Below are 14,347 nucleotides of genomic sequence, written 5' to 3'. Positions count from 1 at the left end.
CACTAATCGCAAAGTGCCTAGCAAGGCAATTACGGCATCCATAAAAAAAGCGGCCGGATCGTCTCCGGCCGCCCTTTCGCGTTGCATCGAACCCTAAGGCTCAGAGCACTTCGAACAGTCCTGCTGCGCCCATGCCGCCGCCGACGCACATGGTGACGACGACATATTTCGCGCCGCGGCGCTTGCCTTCGATCAACGCGTGGCCGGTGCAGCGGGCGCCCGTCATGCCGTAAGGGTGGCCGATCGAGATCGAGCCGCCGTTGACGTTCAAGAGGTCATTGTCGATGCCCAGCTTGTCGCGGCAGTAGAGCACCTGCACCGCGAACGCCTCGTTCAGTTCCCACAGGCCGATATCGTCGACCTTGAGGTCGAACCGCTCGAGCAGCTTGGGAATCGCGAAGACCGGGCCGATGCCCATTTCGTCGGGCTCGGTGCCCGCAACCGCCATGCCGACATAACGGCCGAGCGGCGTGAGGCCCTTCTTTTCGGCAACCTTGGCTTCCATCAGGATGCTGGCCGAGGAACCGTCGGACAGCTGCGACGCGTTGCCCGCTGTGATCGTGGTGCCTTCGCCCATCACCGGCTTCAGGCCATTGAGGCCTTCCAGCGTGGTCTGCGGACGATTGCCTTCGTCCTTGTCGATGGTGATCTCGACATCGGAGACCTCGCCCGTTTCCTTGTCCTGCACCTTGTGGGTGGTGGTGACGGGCACGATCTCGTCGTCGAACAGGCCCTGCTCCTGCGCCTTCGCGGTGCGCATCTGGCTGTTATAGGCATATTCGTCCTGCGCATCGCGGCTGATGCCGTAGCGCTGGGCCACCGTCTCGGCGGTCTGCAGCATGGGCATGTAGACGGCGCCGTGCATCGCGATCAGCTCCGGATCGGGCATCACGCGCATTTCCTTGGTCTGGACGAGCGAGATGCTTTCCTGACCACCGGCAGCGACCACGTCCATGCGATCGGTGATGATCTGCTTGGCGGCGGTGGCGATCGACATGAGGCCCGAGGAGCACTGGCGATCGATCGTCATGCCGGACACGCCGATCGGGCAGCCTGCGCGCAGCGCGACCTGGCGGGCAAGGTTGCCGGCCTGCGTGCCCTGCTGCAGCGCGCTGCCCCAGACCACGTCCTGCAGCTCTCCGGCTTCGATCCCGGCACGCTCGATCGCGGGAGCCAGCGAATAGGAACCGAGCGTCGGCCCCTTGGTGTCGTTGAACCCGCCCTTATAGGCGCGCCCGATTGCGGTGCGGGCGGTGGAAACGATGACGGCGTCACGCATGAAATGATCCTTCTTTTAGGTTCCCCTCCCGCCGGCGGGAGGGGGTAGGGTGGGAATGTGGGGGAAGCGCCTCAGGCAGCCCCCCCGGCCCCTCCCGCAAGCGGGAGGGGAGCGTTCAAACGAAAAACTGGCTGATCCATTCGGCGATGAGCGCGGGCTTGTCCTGCCCTTCGATCTCCACCGTGAAATCGAGCACCTGCTGCCACTGGCCGGGGCGCTTTTCTTCCAGATCGACGAGCTTGAAGCGGCCGCGCACTTTCGATCCGGAGCGCACTGGGGTGAGGAAACGGACTTTGTTGCCGCCGTAATTGACGCCCATTTTCACGCCCTCGGGCCGCGGCATGTCGGTTTCGGCGGCGAGCCGCGGGAACAGCGAAAGCGTCAGGAAGCCATGGGCGATGGTGCCGCCGAAGGGCGTCATCTTAGCGCGCTCGGGATCGACATGGATGAATTGATGATCGCCCGTCGCCTCTGCGAACTTGTCGATCATGTCCTGATCGACCGTGACCCAGGGCGATACGCCCAGTTCCTGGCCGATCAGTTCCTTCATCTTGTCGGCTGCCATCGCCTGGGTCATGCTCTCTCCTTCAACGGGTATGGCGAACCATGGCGCGTTTCCGCCCGTTTCTCAAGCAAAACGGGGTGCCGTTACGGCAAGCGAGCGCGGGGGTGAGCCAAGCCGAGAGAGCCGCCAGCCGGAGGCACGGGCCAGCGCTCAGGCCCCGCTCGATCCTTCGATCTGCTGCACCGGCTGAACCTTGGGATAGGGCATGATCATTTCGCCGTCGGGCGCCGCGGTGAAGGTGGTCTGCGTGGGATAGGCGAACTCCAGCCCTTGCTCTCCGAAACGCTTGTAGATCGTCATCCCGATGCGGTGGCGCATATCGTAAAAGGCGGCGTAATCGGCCGCGCCGTCGAACTCCACCTCGTAATCGATCGAGCTGTCGCCGAAGCCGACGAAGCCCGCGCGCACGAAAGTGCCGCCCTCGGCCTCGACGATTTCCTGCAGTAGATCGGGCACCGCGCGCGCCTGATCCGGCGGGGTCTGGTAGATCAGCGTAATCCCGAATTTCGCGCGCCGGTGCGGGCGGCGGGTGACGTTGTCGATCTTCTTGTCGAGCAGATTGGCGTTGGAGATGATCATCTCTTCGCCGGTAAAGGCGCGGATACGCGTGGTCTTGAGGCCGATTTCCTCCACCGCGCCGGTCACATTGTCGAACGCGATGGTATCGCCCTTGGCAAACGGCTTGTCGAAGATGATCGCAATCGCCGCGAACAGATCGGAGAAAATGCCCTGCGCGGCAAGACCGATGGCGATGCCGCCGACGCCCAGCCCCGCGATCAGACCGGTGACGTCCACGCCCAGATTGCCCAGGATCACCACCAGCGCGATGGCGAAAATGATGAAGGTGACGAAGATGTGGATCAGCTTCATCGCGCTGTCGAGCGTCTCATGCGTGTCGTCGTTGGCGTGGCTGCGCCGTTCGATGAAGCCGATGATCAACTCGCGCACCCAGATCGCGATCTGCAGCACCACCGCGATGGTGAAGATGAAGCCTACCGTCTTCTCCAGCCACGAGGGCGCATTGGCATAATTCACAACCAGTTCGGCGGCGATCATGAAGCGGAAGGTACGCGTGGTCTTCGAAATCGTGCGGCCCAGGATCACGCGATAGCCGGTCAGATCGTCATTGCTGCGCACATAGCGCGCGCCGAACCGCTTGATCGCGGACAGGATGACGTAAAGTAGCACGGCCACGGCCAGCCCGATCAGCACCTCGACCCAATGGAGCTGGAACCATTGCAGCGTCGATTCGAAATAATCGGTCACCTGCTTCCACGCTCTGGACAAGTCGGCCTTGTCCGCAATCGGTTTGGGTGACTTCACATCGATCTTCGCCGTCATCTACAAACGCTCCTTCTTGGCCCTTGCGGGCCGGTTCGGGCGCGGAGATAGGAACGAGGCTCGGCCTTGTCCAACTTAGCGTAAGTTTACTTCAGGCGGGCGCGGGGGCGGCCTTCGGACGGGCGGCGTGTGCCATCATCGGCCGGAACCCCTGTTCCTTGCGGCGGCGCGCCAGATAGGTGTCGAGGCCGATCTGCATGGCGATGAGCATGTAGATGAAGGGCTGATAAGCGATGCCAACGAACAGCGATCCGGTCAGATAGACCATCTGCCCGTTCTGCAGCGCTTGGGCGAGCGGGGCGATCCAGCGCTCGCCCTCCTTTTCGCTATTTCGGTATCGCCGCCGCACCATCTCCATGCGCCAGACCCCGCCGACATGGATGATCAGCCAGAGCGCCAGGCCGAACCAACCCTGTTCGCCCAACATCTCGAAATAGCTGGAGTGATAGGCGCGGCCTTCGTCCACCACCTCCTTCACCTCAACATTGCCAGTGTCGAAGCCGTTGGCGTCCATCATCGGCAATTCGTAACGCAGCTTGTTCTGGCGATAGGCATCGAAGCCGCCGCCGCCGGGGTGCGCCTTCACATATTCCAGAGTCCAGGCCCATACGGCCAGGCGCGTGGAAGCGGATTCGTCCTGATCGTAATTCTGGATGGTCTCCATCCGCTCGCTGAAACTGGACGGCAAGAAGGGAATAGCCGCCAGCCCGAGCAGCGCCGCACCCCCCAGATACAGGAACTTGTAGCGCGAGAAGCGCAGCGAGAGGATGTACAGCACGCCCAGGCAGACCAGGCCCGTGCGCGCCTGCGTGCCGATGGGGATCAGGATGCAGGCGAAGGTCAGCGCGATCGCAAACAGGCGCATCGCCAGCCGCCAGCGCTTGTCGTCGGACGGAAAGATCGTGCCGTGCTGTGCGATCCACCAGACCAGCGGGATCACCGCGATGGACACGCAGCTGATGATCGATCCTTCATAAAGGCCGCTATTGTCTTCCACCAGAATGACGAGCGCGCCGTAGCCGCCGCCGGACAGCACCGTCTTGATACCCCCGTTCACCACCAGCGCGGCCAGCGACAGCGTCATGGTGAGCGCCAGCGCCTCGATCCTGAGACGGGTGCGCAAGGTGAGCGGAAGGAAGATCGCGAACACCATCGCCTTCCACACCCAGTCCCATTTTTCGAGCGCGGCCTGCGGTTCGTCTGCGGTAAGCGTGGTGTATCCGGCATAAGCCAGCAGCACGAGCATGCACATCTGCCGAACGGAAAAGCGCGCGTCCTTCTTTCCGCCGTCCATCAGAAAACCGAACAGCGCGAAGGCGAAGACGATCAGCGAGACCGGAATCGAGTTCAGCAGAAAATAGCTGAGCCGCTGCGGCGCGACGATATCGATATAGGCGTAGATCAGCGTGAACAGGAACGGCTTGCGCAGCCCGAACAGCAGGAACAGCCCGAGAAAGCCGAGAAGATAGAGATCGCGCATGGCCCGTCAGCGCCAGCGACTGGGCGGAGCGGCGCCCTCCGCCGTCTCCTGCGCTGCCGACTCATCATCGAGGTCCGGCCGGTGCAGCAGCCGCCAGAAGGCTAGCAACAGCAAGCCGTGGCTCAGCAGAATGGAGAAATGGTCGATCATCGGCGGCGGTGCGCGCAGGCTCCCTGGACTATGCCTTCAGCGCCTAGCCGCTTTGGGTTGACGGCCCGTTAAGGCTTTTGCGCCATCAGCGGGCTCTATGGCGCGCATTCTTCACGTCCTCGATCACAGTCTGCCGCTCCACAGCGGCTACACTTTCCGCACCCGCGCGATCATGAAGGCGCAGGAGCGGGCCGGATGGGAGGTGGCCGGGCTCACCGGCCTGCGACACGGGGCCAATGGCGGCGGTGCGGGCGAAGAGGCTGAAATTCATGAAGGCCTGCGCTTTTACCGCACACCCGGCCATACCTCCCTGCCCTCGCCCATGCGCGAATTTCGCGAGGTCGCGATGCTGGCGGACCGCATCGTGCAACTGCATCGCCGATGGCCGTTCGATATCATCCACGCGCACTCGCCCGTCCTCGACGGTCTGGCCGCACAGCGCGCGGCACAGCGTCTTGGGCTGCCGTTCGTCTACGAAATCCGCGCTTTCTGGGAAGATGCCGCCGTCGGCAATGGCACGGGCACCGAGGGCAATGCGCGGTACCGCCTTATCAAGGCGCTGGAGACGCGCGTCGTGCGCCACGCCGATGCGGTCGCGGTGATCTGCGAGGGCCTGCGCAGCGATCTGATCGCGCGCGGTATCGATCCGCAAAAAATCACCGTTTCCCCCAATGGTGTCGATCTCGACCTGTTCGGCACGCCGCCGCGCCGCGATGCCGCGCTGGCGAGCCGCCTGCTGCTGGACGACGGGCCGGTGATCGGATTTATCGGCAGTTTTTACGATTATGAAGGCATCGATACGCTGATCGACGCGCTAGGCCCTCTGCGAGAGCTGGTGCCTGGCACGCAACTGCTGCTGGTGGGCGGCGGCCCGTGCGAACAGGTGCTGCGCGCCCGGGCGCTGGGATCGAACGCGTCCAGGGCGATCCGCTTCGTTGGCCGCGTGCCGCATGAGGAGGTCGAGCGCTATTACAGCCTGATCGACGTGCTCGTCTATCCGCGCAAGCGCATGCGCCTGACCGAGCTCGTCACCCCGCTGAAGCCGCTGGAGGCCATGGCGCAGCGCCGTCTCGTCGCCGCGTCCGATGTCGGCGGGCACCGCGAACTCATCGACCATGGACGCACCGGCACGCTGTTCGCAGCGGATGATCCGCAGGCGCTTGCCGATGCGGTGGCGGGGCTGCTGAACGATCGCGGCGGCTGGGAGGCCCGTCGCGACACCGCGCAGGCTTTTGTGAAGGCCGAGCGCGACTGGGCGGCGAATGTTCATCGTTACGATCCCGTTTACCATTCGCTGTTAAAGCGACCGGACATAGGCCGCGCAGCCTAAGGAAAGCGCGCGATTCGGGGGCGGTATGACACTCAAACGACATCACTGGACGATCCCTGCGGCGCTTGCCGCGGGCTGCGCCGCCGCTGCCGTCACCGTGCTGATCCCCATTGCAGTGATCGAGAACTTCACCGCATCGAGCGGTCTTTCCGAAATTATCCCGCAAACCGCCCCGCCGCTGGGGTCCACCGCGCGCATCGGCATTGCCTTTGTGGCCGCGGTCGTCGTTGCCGGCATCGTGCTCGCCCTGATCGGCAACGGCGCGCCCGCGCATCGCGGAACGAAGGAACCCAAGTCCATGGCCAGCATATCTTTCCGGCGTTTCCCCCGGTTTACCGGGATTCGCCGCTCGACCATCGACACCCCGGCAGGCGGAAATTCGCAAGGCTGGTTTGCCCGCCTGAAGTCCAAATTGGATGCGCTGGCCGGACGCGAAAGCGGTGTCCCTGCAATTCGCGAGTTTGACGATCTTCCCAAGCTCAAGCGGGCGGACCGGCACCCCGACGCACCGCCGCGCCCTCCGATCCGGGCGAACACCGATCTCGGCGAGCATTTCGATGCAGACGAACGGGCAGTCCCGGCCTGGGAGCAGCCGGCACAGGTCGCGGCAAGCGCTGCGCCGGTACAGGAAGACCTTCCCCGCGCCGTCCCCGCCGCCCCGCGCCTGCCCGAAGGCGGTCGCCCGCTCGGCGCTGCCTTCATGGCCGATGCGCGGGATGAGGAAAGCAGCCCTGCCGCTGCCGAGGACAAGCCCGTGTCCGACAGCGGCGTGCCTTATGCCGATCTCGATCTGGACGACCTGATCGACCGACTGGAAGCCCGGCTGCGCACCCGTGCAGAGCGCGCATCGGAGAAAACGCCGGTCGCCGAAGAGCCAGGCATCGAACCGGAGCAGGAAGAGCGCGAGCAGCCGGCCGAGACCGAAACGGCCGCAGCGCCGCCTGCCGAACCGGACGTGATCGAAGAACAAGCCCTGCCGGAACCCGCACCGGCGGAAACGGTCGCCGAGCAGGAAGAGGACAGTTTGCCGCCGCTCGCGCCGCGTCCGGTCCAGGCCGTGCCCAAGGCGCACGAACCGCGGGACGAGATGGACGAGGCCCTGCGCGCTGCGCTGGAAACGCTTGAGCGGATGAACCGCCGCAGCGCTTAAGCCTCGGCGATCAGCAAGGCTTCCACCACAATCGCATCCCGCTCCGTTCGCGCGGCAATCTCGGCCACCAGATAACGGATCACGCCATAATCGGCCTGCTCGATCCGCGCGCACAGATCCGCAATGTGGTGCCCGGAACCCCCGCCGGACCGCATGGTGATACGCAGGCGCAGGCCATCGAAGGTGGCGCTGGCCCAAGGGCGCTCGCCCGCGCGCACGATCGTCCAGCCTGGCCCTGACAGATCGAGCAGCTGGCGAACGAACCGCCCTGCGCTGCGGCTGAGAAGCGCTTCATGCCGCACTATGCTTCTCCCGCTCGGCCTCGATGAAAGCGATTACGCGCGCTGCGGTGCGCTCACGCACTTCGCGGCCATTGCGCAGATCCTGCACGAACCGCGGATCGCGCACCGCCAAGCGGCCGAACTTGGTCGGCGGCATATCCATTTCCCGCAAAAAGCGCTCCACCAGCCGTCCGATATGCATCGCGCAATCCTCCTTTGCTCGAATCGATGTTCTTTATATGTTCCAGCTTTTTCCTTTCGAAATCCTACTTGTCTAGGATTTTTCCTATCTCTATATACGGGGTATGGACGGCAGCGAACAGCGCCGCGCGCTGGCGCGGCTGATCGAGGAAAAGGGCGGCGATTATGCTGGCCTCTCGCGCCTGCTTGCCAAAAATCCGGCTTATATCCAGCAGTTCATCAAGCGCGGCAGTCCCCGGCGGCTGGCCGAGGAAGACCGCCGGACGATCGCCGAGTTTTTCGGCGTGGATGCCGCGCGGCTCGGCGGACCGCCTGCTACGGCGCCCGCGTTTCTTGCCGTCGACCGGCTCGATGTCGGGGCCTCGGCGGGGCCGGGCGCGGCGGTCGATCATGAAAGCACCAAGGGCGCGGTGAGTTTCGATCCCAAAATGCTGCGCGGGCTGGGCGTGCGCGCCGAAGACGCCTCCATGATCAGGGTGCGCGGCGACAGCATGGAGCCCACGCTGATGGACGGCGACGAGATCCTGGTGGACCGCACGCCGCGTGCCTGGCGCGACGGCATCCACGTCATCCGCGTCGACGGAGACCTGATGGTCAAGCGCCTTTCCCGCGTGCCGGGCGGCGGCGTGCTGATCTCCTCGGACAACAAGGCGGTGCCGAGCCTGGGCGAACGCCCGCTCGACACGGTCGACGTGGTCGGCCGCGTGCTATGGGTTGGCCGCAAGCTTTAGCGGCAAATGCACGATCGTGTGCGATCCGCTGCATTGACGCGCCGCCACCCGCGCCCTTGCATCGCGTGCGGGCTCCGGCCACATCTAGCGCCATGGCCAACGTCACTTCGAACCCCGCCCCCACGCCCCCGCTCAAGGCCGCGATGATCCCGGTCACGCCGCTGCAGCAGAACTGTTCGCTCATCTGGTGCACCGCCACCAATAAGGCAGCCCTGGTCGACCCGGGCGGCGACCTCGACAAGCTGAAGGCAGCGGTGAAGCAGGCCGGTGTGGAGTTGGAGAAAATTCTCATCACTCACGGCCATGCCGATCATTGCGGCGAGGCGGGCAAGCTTGCCAAGGAACTGGGTCTGCCGATCGAGGGGCCGCATGAGGCGGACCGGTTCTGGATCAGCCGGCTGGACGATGACGGCCCGCGCTTCGGCCTCGACAGCGCCCCGTTCGAGCCCGATCGCTGGCTGGTCGACGGCGACCAGGTGACCGTGGGCGATTTGACGCTGGACGTCTATCACTGCCCCGGCCACACACCCGGCCACGTCGTCTTTCACCACCCCGAATCGAAGCTCGCCATCGTGGGCGACGTGATTTTTGAAGGGTCGATCGGCCGCACCGACTTCCCGATGGGCAACCATCAGGATCTGATCGACGCGATCACCGGAAAGCTCTGGCCGCTGGGCGACGACACCACCTTCATCCCCGGCCATGGACGCCCCAGCCAGTTCGGACGCGAGCGTCAAAGCAACCCCTTTGTCGGCGACGCCGCGCTGGCGTGATAAGCTAGCGGAACGTTTCGGTTAGCGCGTCGGCCTCCATCTCCTTGGGATCGGGGCCGAAGCGGTTGGGTCCGCGCGTCCCCGGCAGGCACATGAACACCAAAACGATCAGTCCGCCGATATAAGGGATGAACGAGAGAAGCACGAACCAGCCGGAATGGTCCTGATCGTGAAACCGGCGCACCTGGACTGCCAGCGACGGGATGAGGATCCCGATGCCCAATAGCGCGACCGCAACGCCGAGAAGGCCGGTGAACCCATCCAGTCCAGCACCCCCGCTCACTTCCTCATCTGCAACGATAAGTGTGCACACGGCGAGATAGACGATCACGACAAGGAGCGTGAACATCCAGAATTCTTTCCGCCGCGAACGACCCTGGAAATCGGCATAGCGCTTGAGCGGCAGCAACATCCACTTCATCGAAAACATACCCTCTTCTTCAACCCTGATCCACTTGGGCGGGCTTATCCCGACACAGCTAGGTTCGGCCTGCCGCGCAAGCTATCGTGCAACGGGAGACCCAACAAGCGGCGCGCAAACAGGGCGAACGCTGCAACGAAGAATTAACCGGGCGCTTGGTAAATGGATGCCAAGGGAATGGGGTTTTTGCAGAGTACAAGCGGATGACGCAGGCCATACGCGGCATATTGGTCGAGGAAGACACCGAACATTCGGGGACCGAAGAGCGGCGTTCGAATGAACGACACCGGGTGGTGTTTCGCACGGCCAAGCTGCTGCTGGAAGATCATGACTGCTTCTGCATCATGCGCGATATTTCCAGCGCTGGCATGAAGCTGCAAACCTTTGGGCCGATGGACGGCATCGATGTGATCGACATCGAATTTCTCGGTGGACGCACGCTGCGGATGCACAAAAGGTGGGAACGGGACGGCTTCTGCGGTTTCCAGTTCGAAGCGCCGATTGATATCGCCAGTGTGATCGCGCTGCCACATGGCGAACGCGAGCGTCGCCCACAGCGGCTGCGCATGAACTTTCCCGCCGCGATCGAAGTGGATGGAGAGGTTTTTCAGGTAAGGCTGCACGACATTTCGCTGGCCGGTGCCAAGATCGGCATCGACAAGCGATTGCGGGCGTCCGCACCGCTGCGCATCGCGATCGACGGCATCGGGCGCAAGCGCGCCGATGTGCGCTGGTGGCGGCAGGGTTTTGCGGGCCTCCATTTCCACGCTCCGCTCGCCTTCAACGAACTGGCCGCATGGTCCGCGCAGCTGCCGACCGATTGGAGCGAAGAGAGCGAATAGCGCATTTGGCGGCGCAGGCGATCTGCGCTAGGCCGGGCGCCATGAACAAAGCCCTCCTTGCGCCCGCCCTTTTCCTCTCCACCACGATCCTTGCTGGAGGCGCCTCGGCTCAGTCCTCTGCCACGGTAGAATCCACCGCGCCGGATCCGCAGGAGCTGCGCCGGAGCGTCCAGACCCTCGTCGATTTCGGGACGCGGCACACCTTGTCCTCCGCCACCGACCCGAAGCGAGGCATCGGCGCCGCGCGCGCCTGGGCGGCGCAGCGGCTGCGCACCATCTCGAAGGATTGCGGCGGCTGTATCACGGTCGAGACGATCGGCGAGAGCGTGACCGGCGACCGCGCGCCGGATGGCGTGCGCGTGGAGGATGTGCTCGGCATCCAGCGTGGCACGGGCGATCCGAACCGCGTCGTCATCGTTCAAGGACATATCGACAGCCGCGTCAGCGATGTGATGAACATCACGGACGATGCGCCGGGCGCCAATGACGATGCCTCGGGCGTCGCTTTGGTGCTGGAGGCCGCGCGGCTTCTTTCGAAGGAAAAGTTCGACGGCACCATCGTCTACGCCGCCCTTTCGGGCGAAGAACAGGGCCTCTACGGCGCTGAGATCCTGGCGAAGACCGCCGAAGAGCGCGGTTGGACCGTCTCCGCTGTCCTCAACAATGATGTCGTCGGCAATAGCACCGGCATCGGAGGACAACATGTGGCGGATAAGGTGCGCGTGTTCTCCGAGGGCATCCGCGCCGCCGCGGACGAACAGGGCATCGCCATGCAGCGCGCGATCGGCGGAGAGGACGACAGCCCCTCCCGATCGCTGGCCAAGGCGATCGACCGCATTTCCACCGCTGCGCCGGGCCGCCTCGAAGTGCTCGCGATCCGCCGTCCGGACCGCTTCCGCCGCGGCGGGGACCACATTCCTTTCCTGAAGCGCGGCTATCCCGCCGTGCGCTTTTCCGAAGTGGCCGAACATTACGATTATCAGCATCAGGATTTGCGCACCGAAAACGGCCGCGAATATGGCGACACTATCGACAAGATGGACTTCGACTATCTCGCGCGCGTCACCGCGCTGAACGTGGACGTGATCCGCGAGCTGGCGAGCGCGCCGGCCGCCCCCGCCACGGTAGAGATTGAAGGCGCGGTGAGCGCGGATACGAGCGTAAGCTGGACGCCGGTGAAAGGCGCCGCAGGATATCGCGTCCACTGGCGCCCCGCGAACGAGATGGCCTGGGCCGAAGCGATCGACCTGCCCGCCGGACAGACCGAAACGGTGCTGAAAGGCGTCATCATCGACAACAATTTCTTCGGCGTGTCCGCGCTATCGGACAATGGCGCGGAAAGCGTCGTCACCTTTGCCGGCATGCCCGGCGGCAGCGGCGCGAACGGGGCGGCGGAATAAGCCACCAGCCCCGGTCACATCACAGATCGAACGCCGCGCCGATCACGAAGCGGCGCGGACTTCCGGGCCGAAGCCCATAAGGCCGCCGCGCAACCGGATACTGGTTGTCGAGCAGATTATCGACCCGTCCGAACAGCGAGATCGTGTCGGTAAAGGCGAAACGGCCCGCCAGATCGAGCAGGAAGTGATCGTCGATCCGTTCCTGCTGCGGGATCGGCCCGCTTCCGGCCTCGGTCCGCATCGGCGACACATAGCTTGCGCCCAGGGTTAGCGACGAGCGATCGTACCTCAGCCCCGCCTCCACATAGGCGCGGTGGCGCGCGATATAGGGCAGGTCGTCCCCATCCTGAACCGATCCGAAGAATTCGCTGTCGAAGCTGCGATCGAAGCGGGCGTCGGTGAAGGTGTAGGTTACCGAAATCGGTGCGGACAGGCGCTCGGTGATCGCGGGCGCAGCCGCGGCGGTGAACTCGACGCCGCGCGTCGTAACCGCGCCGCCGTTGAACTGATCGCCGATGTCGCCCACCCGGCAACCGACCGAGACCGTGCAGCTGCCCAAAAGGTTGGAATAGTCGTTCCAGAAGCCGATCACCTCGGTACGGAAAGACGGGTTCGCGTAGCGGAAGCCCGCTTCGTAATTCCAGCTCTTCTCCGAACGGGCATCGGTGCTGCCCGGTCCCGGCGGGGAGAAACCGCGCGAGATGCCCGCCAGCAGCAGCAGATCGCCAATTTCGTAAGTGGCGCCCAGCGCGGGCAACCACTCATCGACATTGCTGGTGCGTACGCGCGTCGGGCCGGCTGCACGGGTGGGATCGCTGCCCGCATAATCGAGGCGGGTGAGGTCGATCCCCTCATAACGGATGCCGGGCGTCAGCGTCAGCGCGCCGATCTCGATCCGGTCCTCGACGTAGAAAGCCAGCGCGTTCGCCTTCGCCTCGCGATTGGCCTGCACGCCCGGGGCGGTCTGGGTCACGAAGTTCAGCGTGCCGCCGGTCTGGGTGTAGAACTCGTCGTTCTGCAGGCGGTCTTCCTCATCCTCATGATAGCGGACGGAAAAATCGAGCACGTGGCGCAGCTTGCCGGTCTGGAAGGGTCGCGAAAAGGAGACCTGCACGCCCTTGCTGTCGTAGGTGCGGTTGTTGTTGCGCACGCGCACCGAGCCCGGCGTGCTGTCCGCACCGCGCAGGATGGCGAGCGCGCCCGGATTTCCGGCGGGATCGTCGAACACCGCATTAATCGAATCGAAGCGGCCATCGCCGTTGAAATCGATATCCTGCAGCTTGGACCAGTTGCGCTCGAAATCATTTTTGTAAGCGGTGACGGTCAGCAGCGTATCGTCCACGAACGCCAGCGTGCCGGTGAGGCGATATTGATTCTGCTTGCCCAAAAAGTTGTCCCGCTGGCTGGCGGCGTAGCGGCGATAGGGATCGGCGGCAAAGTCATCGTCCGACAGTCCCAGATAGGTCTCGTTCGCGTCCAGCTCGCTATAACCATAGGTGAATTCCAGCCGGCCATCGACCGACGCACCCGGTGCCGTATGCAGCGCCACCTTGCCGCGATAATCCTGGCGCTGGAAGCCGGTATCGGCATCGGGGAAGAAGTCGATCGTCTTGAAGCCGTCGCTGCCCAGCTGATAGGTCTCGATGAGCGCGCCGACATAGTCGGTGTCGATCCCGGCATAGACATGTCCGGCATAATAATCGCGCGATCCATATTGCCCCATGGCGCGCGCGGTAATGCCGTCTTCGGGGATCGAGGTGGAGCGCAGGTTGATCGCACCGCCGATGGTGCGCGGGCCGTAGCGCACGGACGCCGCGCCCTTGATCACCTCGACCGCTTCCATCCGTCCGATGGCGGGGAAATAATAAGCGGCGGGCGCGGCATAGGGCGCGGGCGCGATCAGCACGCCGTCTTCCATCAGCGTGATATTGCCGGAGCGTTCCACCGGCGTGCCGCGAAGGCCGATATTGGGAAACAGCCCGAAGCCGTCCTCCTCCTGCAAGTTCACGCCGGGCACCTGCCGCAGCACGCGGTTGGGATCGGAATAGTCGAACAGGCGCAGTTCCTGTGTATCGACCAGCGTCGCCGAGCCCGCGATCGCACTCGGATCGATGTGGCCTTCCACCGTAATGATGGAATCGACAGAATTTACCAAAGCCTCCTGTTCGGTCTGCGGCGCGGCTGGCGCAGGCGCTTCAGGAATTTCGGCGGACGCAGCAAAGGGCGCGAACAGGGCGACGGCCATCGCCACCGGCGAGGTCGTGATACGCAGCATGGATATCCTCCAACAAAGCATGCCGCAGGACGCGGCAGTCATCGATCCGATGGCGAACGTCCATAGAGCTGGCCCGTTTGTTGTCAATGAGAGTAATTCGCAGTATCGATTGGTTCACTTGGTTCATA

General features: G+C 64.0%; 15 protein-coding genes. 6 read left to right on the top strand and 9 right to left on the bottom strand.

Translation table 11 applies throughout. The annotated features are described in order from the left end of the window. Positions 1 to 100: 100 nt before the first annotated feature. The 5 genes from H7X45_RS12755 to H7X45_RS12735 form a co-directional block, all read right to left on the bottom strand. Entirely contained in the window at positions 101 to 1,279 is a 1,179-nt protein-coding gene (locus H7X45_RS12755) for an acetyl-CoA C-acyltransferase (protein WP_187335216.1), read from the bottom strand. A 115-nt stretch (positions 1,280 to 1,394) separates the two neighbouring features. Next, positions 1,395 to 1,856, bottom strand: a complete 462-nt coding sequence (locus tag H7X45_RS12750) for a MaoC family dehydratase (protein WP_187335215.1) — start codon at positions 1,854 to 1,856, stop codon at positions 1,395 to 1,397. Positions 1,857 to 1,994: 138 nt separating this feature from the next. Continuing rightward, positions 1,995 to 3,185 carry a mechanosensitive ion channel family protein gene (locus H7X45_RS12745; RefSeq protein ID WP_187335214.1) on the bottom strand — a complete coding sequence of 397 codons (1,191 nt, stop codon included), beginning with the start codon at positions 3,183 to 3,185 and terminating at the stop codon, positions 1,995 to 1,997. Between the two features lie 91 nt (positions 3,186 to 3,276). Then, a complete protein-coding gene (locus H7X45_RS12740; protein WP_187335213.1) occupies positions 3,277 to 4,665 on the bottom strand; it encodes a putative O-glycosylation ligase, exosortase A system-associated in 1,389 nt (462 codons plus the stop codon). Positions 4,666 to 4,671: 6 nt separating this feature from the next. After that, positions 4,672 to 4,815, bottom strand: coding sequence for a hypothetical protein (locus H7X45_RS12735; protein ID WP_187335212.1), 144 nt, complete (start codon positions 4,813 to 4,815; stop codon positions 4,672 to 4,674). Positions 4,816 to 4,912: 97 nt separating this feature from the next. On the opposite strand from H7X45_RS12735, the gene H7X45_RS12730 reads away from it, so the two are divergent. Together H7X45_RS12730 and H7X45_RS12725 are read left to right on the top strand one after the other, a co-directional pair. Continuing rightward, a complete protein-coding gene (locus tag H7X45_RS12730; RefSeq protein WP_187335211.1) occupies positions 4,913 to 6,145 on the top strand; it encodes a TIGR04063 family PEP-CTERM/XrtA system glycosyltransferase in 1,233 nt (410 codons plus the stop codon). Between the two features lie 25 nt (positions 6,146 to 6,170). Beyond that, positions 6,171 to 7,295, top strand: a complete 1,125-nt coding sequence (locus H7X45_RS12725; protein WP_187335210.1) for a hypothetical protein — start codon at positions 6,171 to 6,173, stop codon at positions 7,293 to 7,295. On the opposite strand, the gene H7X45_RS12720 is transcribed toward H7X45_RS12725, so the two are convergent. Both H7X45_RS12720 and H7X45_RS12715 read right to left on the bottom strand, forming a co-directional pair. Beyond that, complete coding sequence (locus H7X45_RS12720) at positions 7,292 to 7,597, bottom strand: hypothetical protein (RefSeq protein ID WP_187335209.1); 306 nt, start codon at positions 7,595 to 7,597, stop codon at positions 7,292 to 7,294. The two genes, H7X45_RS12725 and H7X45_RS12720, sit on opposite strands and share 4 nt — an antisense overlap. Continuing rightward, positions 7,587 to 7,778 (bottom strand): hypothetical protein, encoded by a 192-nt coding sequence (locus tag H7X45_RS12715; RefSeq protein WP_187335208.1) that lies wholly within the window; start codon positions 7,776 to 7,778, stop codon positions 7,587 to 7,589. The genes H7X45_RS12720 and H7X45_RS12715 overlap by 11 nt, the downstream gene beginning before the upstream one ends. Before the next feature lie 103 nt (positions 7,779 to 7,881). Between H7X45_RS12715 and H7X45_RS12710 the strand changes: the two genes are divergently transcribed. Together H7X45_RS12710 and H7X45_RS12705 are read left to right on the top strand one after the other, a co-directional pair. Then, on the top strand, positions 7,882 to 8,508 hold the full coding sequence (locus tag H7X45_RS12710; RefSeq protein ID WP_187335207.1) for a S24 family peptidase: 627 nt from the start codon (positions 7,882 to 7,884) through the stop codon (positions 8,506 to 8,508). A gap of 92 nt (positions 8,509 to 8,600) precedes the next feature. Further along, positions 8,601 to 9,281 carry an MBL fold metallo-hydrolase gene (locus H7X45_RS12705; RefSeq protein ID WP_187335206.1) on the top strand — a complete coding sequence of 227 codons (681 nt, stop codon included), beginning with the start codon at positions 8,601 to 8,603 and terminating at the stop codon, positions 9,279 to 9,281. A 4-nt stretch (positions 9,282 to 9,285) separates the two neighbouring features. On the opposite strand, the gene H7X45_RS12700 is transcribed toward H7X45_RS12705, so the two are convergent. Then, positions 9,286 to 9,711, bottom strand: a complete 426-nt coding sequence (locus tag H7X45_RS12700; protein WP_343061066.1) for a DUF805 domain-containing protein — start codon at positions 9,709 to 9,711, stop codon at positions 9,286 to 9,288. Between the two features lie 194 nt (positions 9,712 to 9,905). Between H7X45_RS12700 and H7X45_RS12695 the strand changes: the two genes are divergently transcribed. Next, positions 9,906 to 10,544 carry a PilZ domain-containing protein gene (locus tag H7X45_RS12695; protein WP_187335205.1) on the top strand — a complete coding sequence of 213 codons (639 nt, stop codon included), beginning with the start codon at positions 9,906 to 9,908 and terminating at the stop codon, positions 10,542 to 10,544. A 41-nt stretch (positions 10,545 to 10,585) separates the two neighbouring features. Beyond that, positions 10,586 to 11,944 (top strand): M28 family metallopeptidase, encoded by a 1,359-nt coding sequence (locus H7X45_RS12690; protein WP_187335204.1) that lies wholly within the window; start codon positions 10,586 to 10,588, stop codon positions 11,942 to 11,944. A 19-nt stretch (positions 11,945 to 11,963) separates the two neighbouring features. Here H7X45_RS12690 and H7X45_RS12685 read toward each other — a convergent pair whose 3' ends face one another. Further along, a complete protein-coding gene (locus tag H7X45_RS12685; RefSeq protein WP_187335203.1) occupies positions 11,964 to 14,219 on the bottom strand; it encodes a TonB-dependent receptor family protein in 2,256 nt (751 codons plus the stop codon). Between the last annotated feature and the right edge of the window lie 128 nt (positions 14,220 to 14,347).

Source organism: Novosphingopyxis iocasae (genome assembly GCF_014334095.1).
In the GTDB taxonomy this organism is placed as follows: domain Bacteria; phylum Pseudomonadota; class Alphaproteobacteria; order Sphingomonadales; family Sphingomonadaceae; genus Novosphingopyxis; species Novosphingopyxis iocasae.
The sequence above is the reverse complement of the archived record's forward strand: the minus strand, read 5'-3'. Positions and strand labels throughout refer to the sequence as shown.

Excerpts from the sequence above, each read along its gene's own strand:
- H7X45_RS12735 (WP_187335212.1), bottom strand. The coding sequence starts at position 4,815 with ATGATCGACCATTTCTCCATTCTGCTGAGCCACGGCTTGCTGTTGCTA.
- H7X45_RS12750 (WP_187335215.1), bottom strand. The coding sequence starts at position 1,856 with ATGACCCAGGCGATGGCAGCCGACAAGATGAAGGAACTGATCGGCCAG.
- H7X45_RS12725 (WP_187335210.1), top strand. The coding sequence starts at position 6,171 with ATGACACTCAAACGACATCACTGGACGATCCCTGCGGCGCTTGCCGCG.
- H7X45_RS12710 (WP_187335207.1), top strand. The coding sequence starts at position 7,882 with ATGGACGGCAGCGAACAGCGCCGCGCGCTGGCGCGGCTGATCGAGGAA.
- H7X45_RS12730 (WP_187335211.1), top strand. The coding sequence starts at position 4,913 with ATGGCGCGCATTCTTCACGTCCTCGATCACAGTCTGCCGCTCCACAGC.
- H7X45_RS12690 (WP_187335204.1), top strand. The coding sequence starts at position 10,586 with ATGAACAAAGCCCTCCTTGCGCCCGCCCTTTTCCTCTCCACCACGATC.
- H7X45_RS12755 (WP_187335216.1), bottom strand. The coding sequence starts at position 1,279 with ATGCGTGACGCCGTCATCGTTTCCACCGCCCGCACCGCAATCGGGCGC.
- H7X45_RS12715 (WP_187335208.1), bottom strand. The coding sequence starts at position 7,778 with ATGCATATCGGACGGCTGGTGGAGCGCTTTTTGCGGGAAATGGATATG.
- H7X45_RS12740 (WP_187335213.1), bottom strand. The coding sequence starts at position 4,665 with ATGCGCGATCTCTATCTTCTCGGCTTTCTCGGGCTGTTCCTGCTGTTC.
- H7X45_RS12705 (WP_187335206.1), top strand. The coding sequence starts at position 8,601 with ATGGCCAACGTCACTTCGAACCCCGCCCCCACGCCCCCGCTCAAGGCC.
- H7X45_RS12685 (WP_187335203.1), bottom strand. The coding sequence starts at position 14,219 with ATGCTGCGTATCACGACCTCGCCGGTGGCGATGGCCGTCGCCCTGTTC.
- H7X45_RS12700 (WP_343061066.1), bottom strand. The coding sequence starts at position 9,711 with ATGTTTTCGATGAAGTGGATGTTGCTGCCGCTCAAGCGCTATGCCGAT.
- H7X45_RS12745 (WP_187335214.1), bottom strand. The coding sequence starts at position 3,185 with ATGACGGCGAAGATCGATGTGAAGTCACCCAAACCGATTGCGGACAAG.
- H7X45_RS12695 (WP_187335205.1), top strand. The coding sequence starts at position 9,906 with ATGACGCAGGCCATACGCGGCATATTGGTCGAGGAAGACACCGAACAT.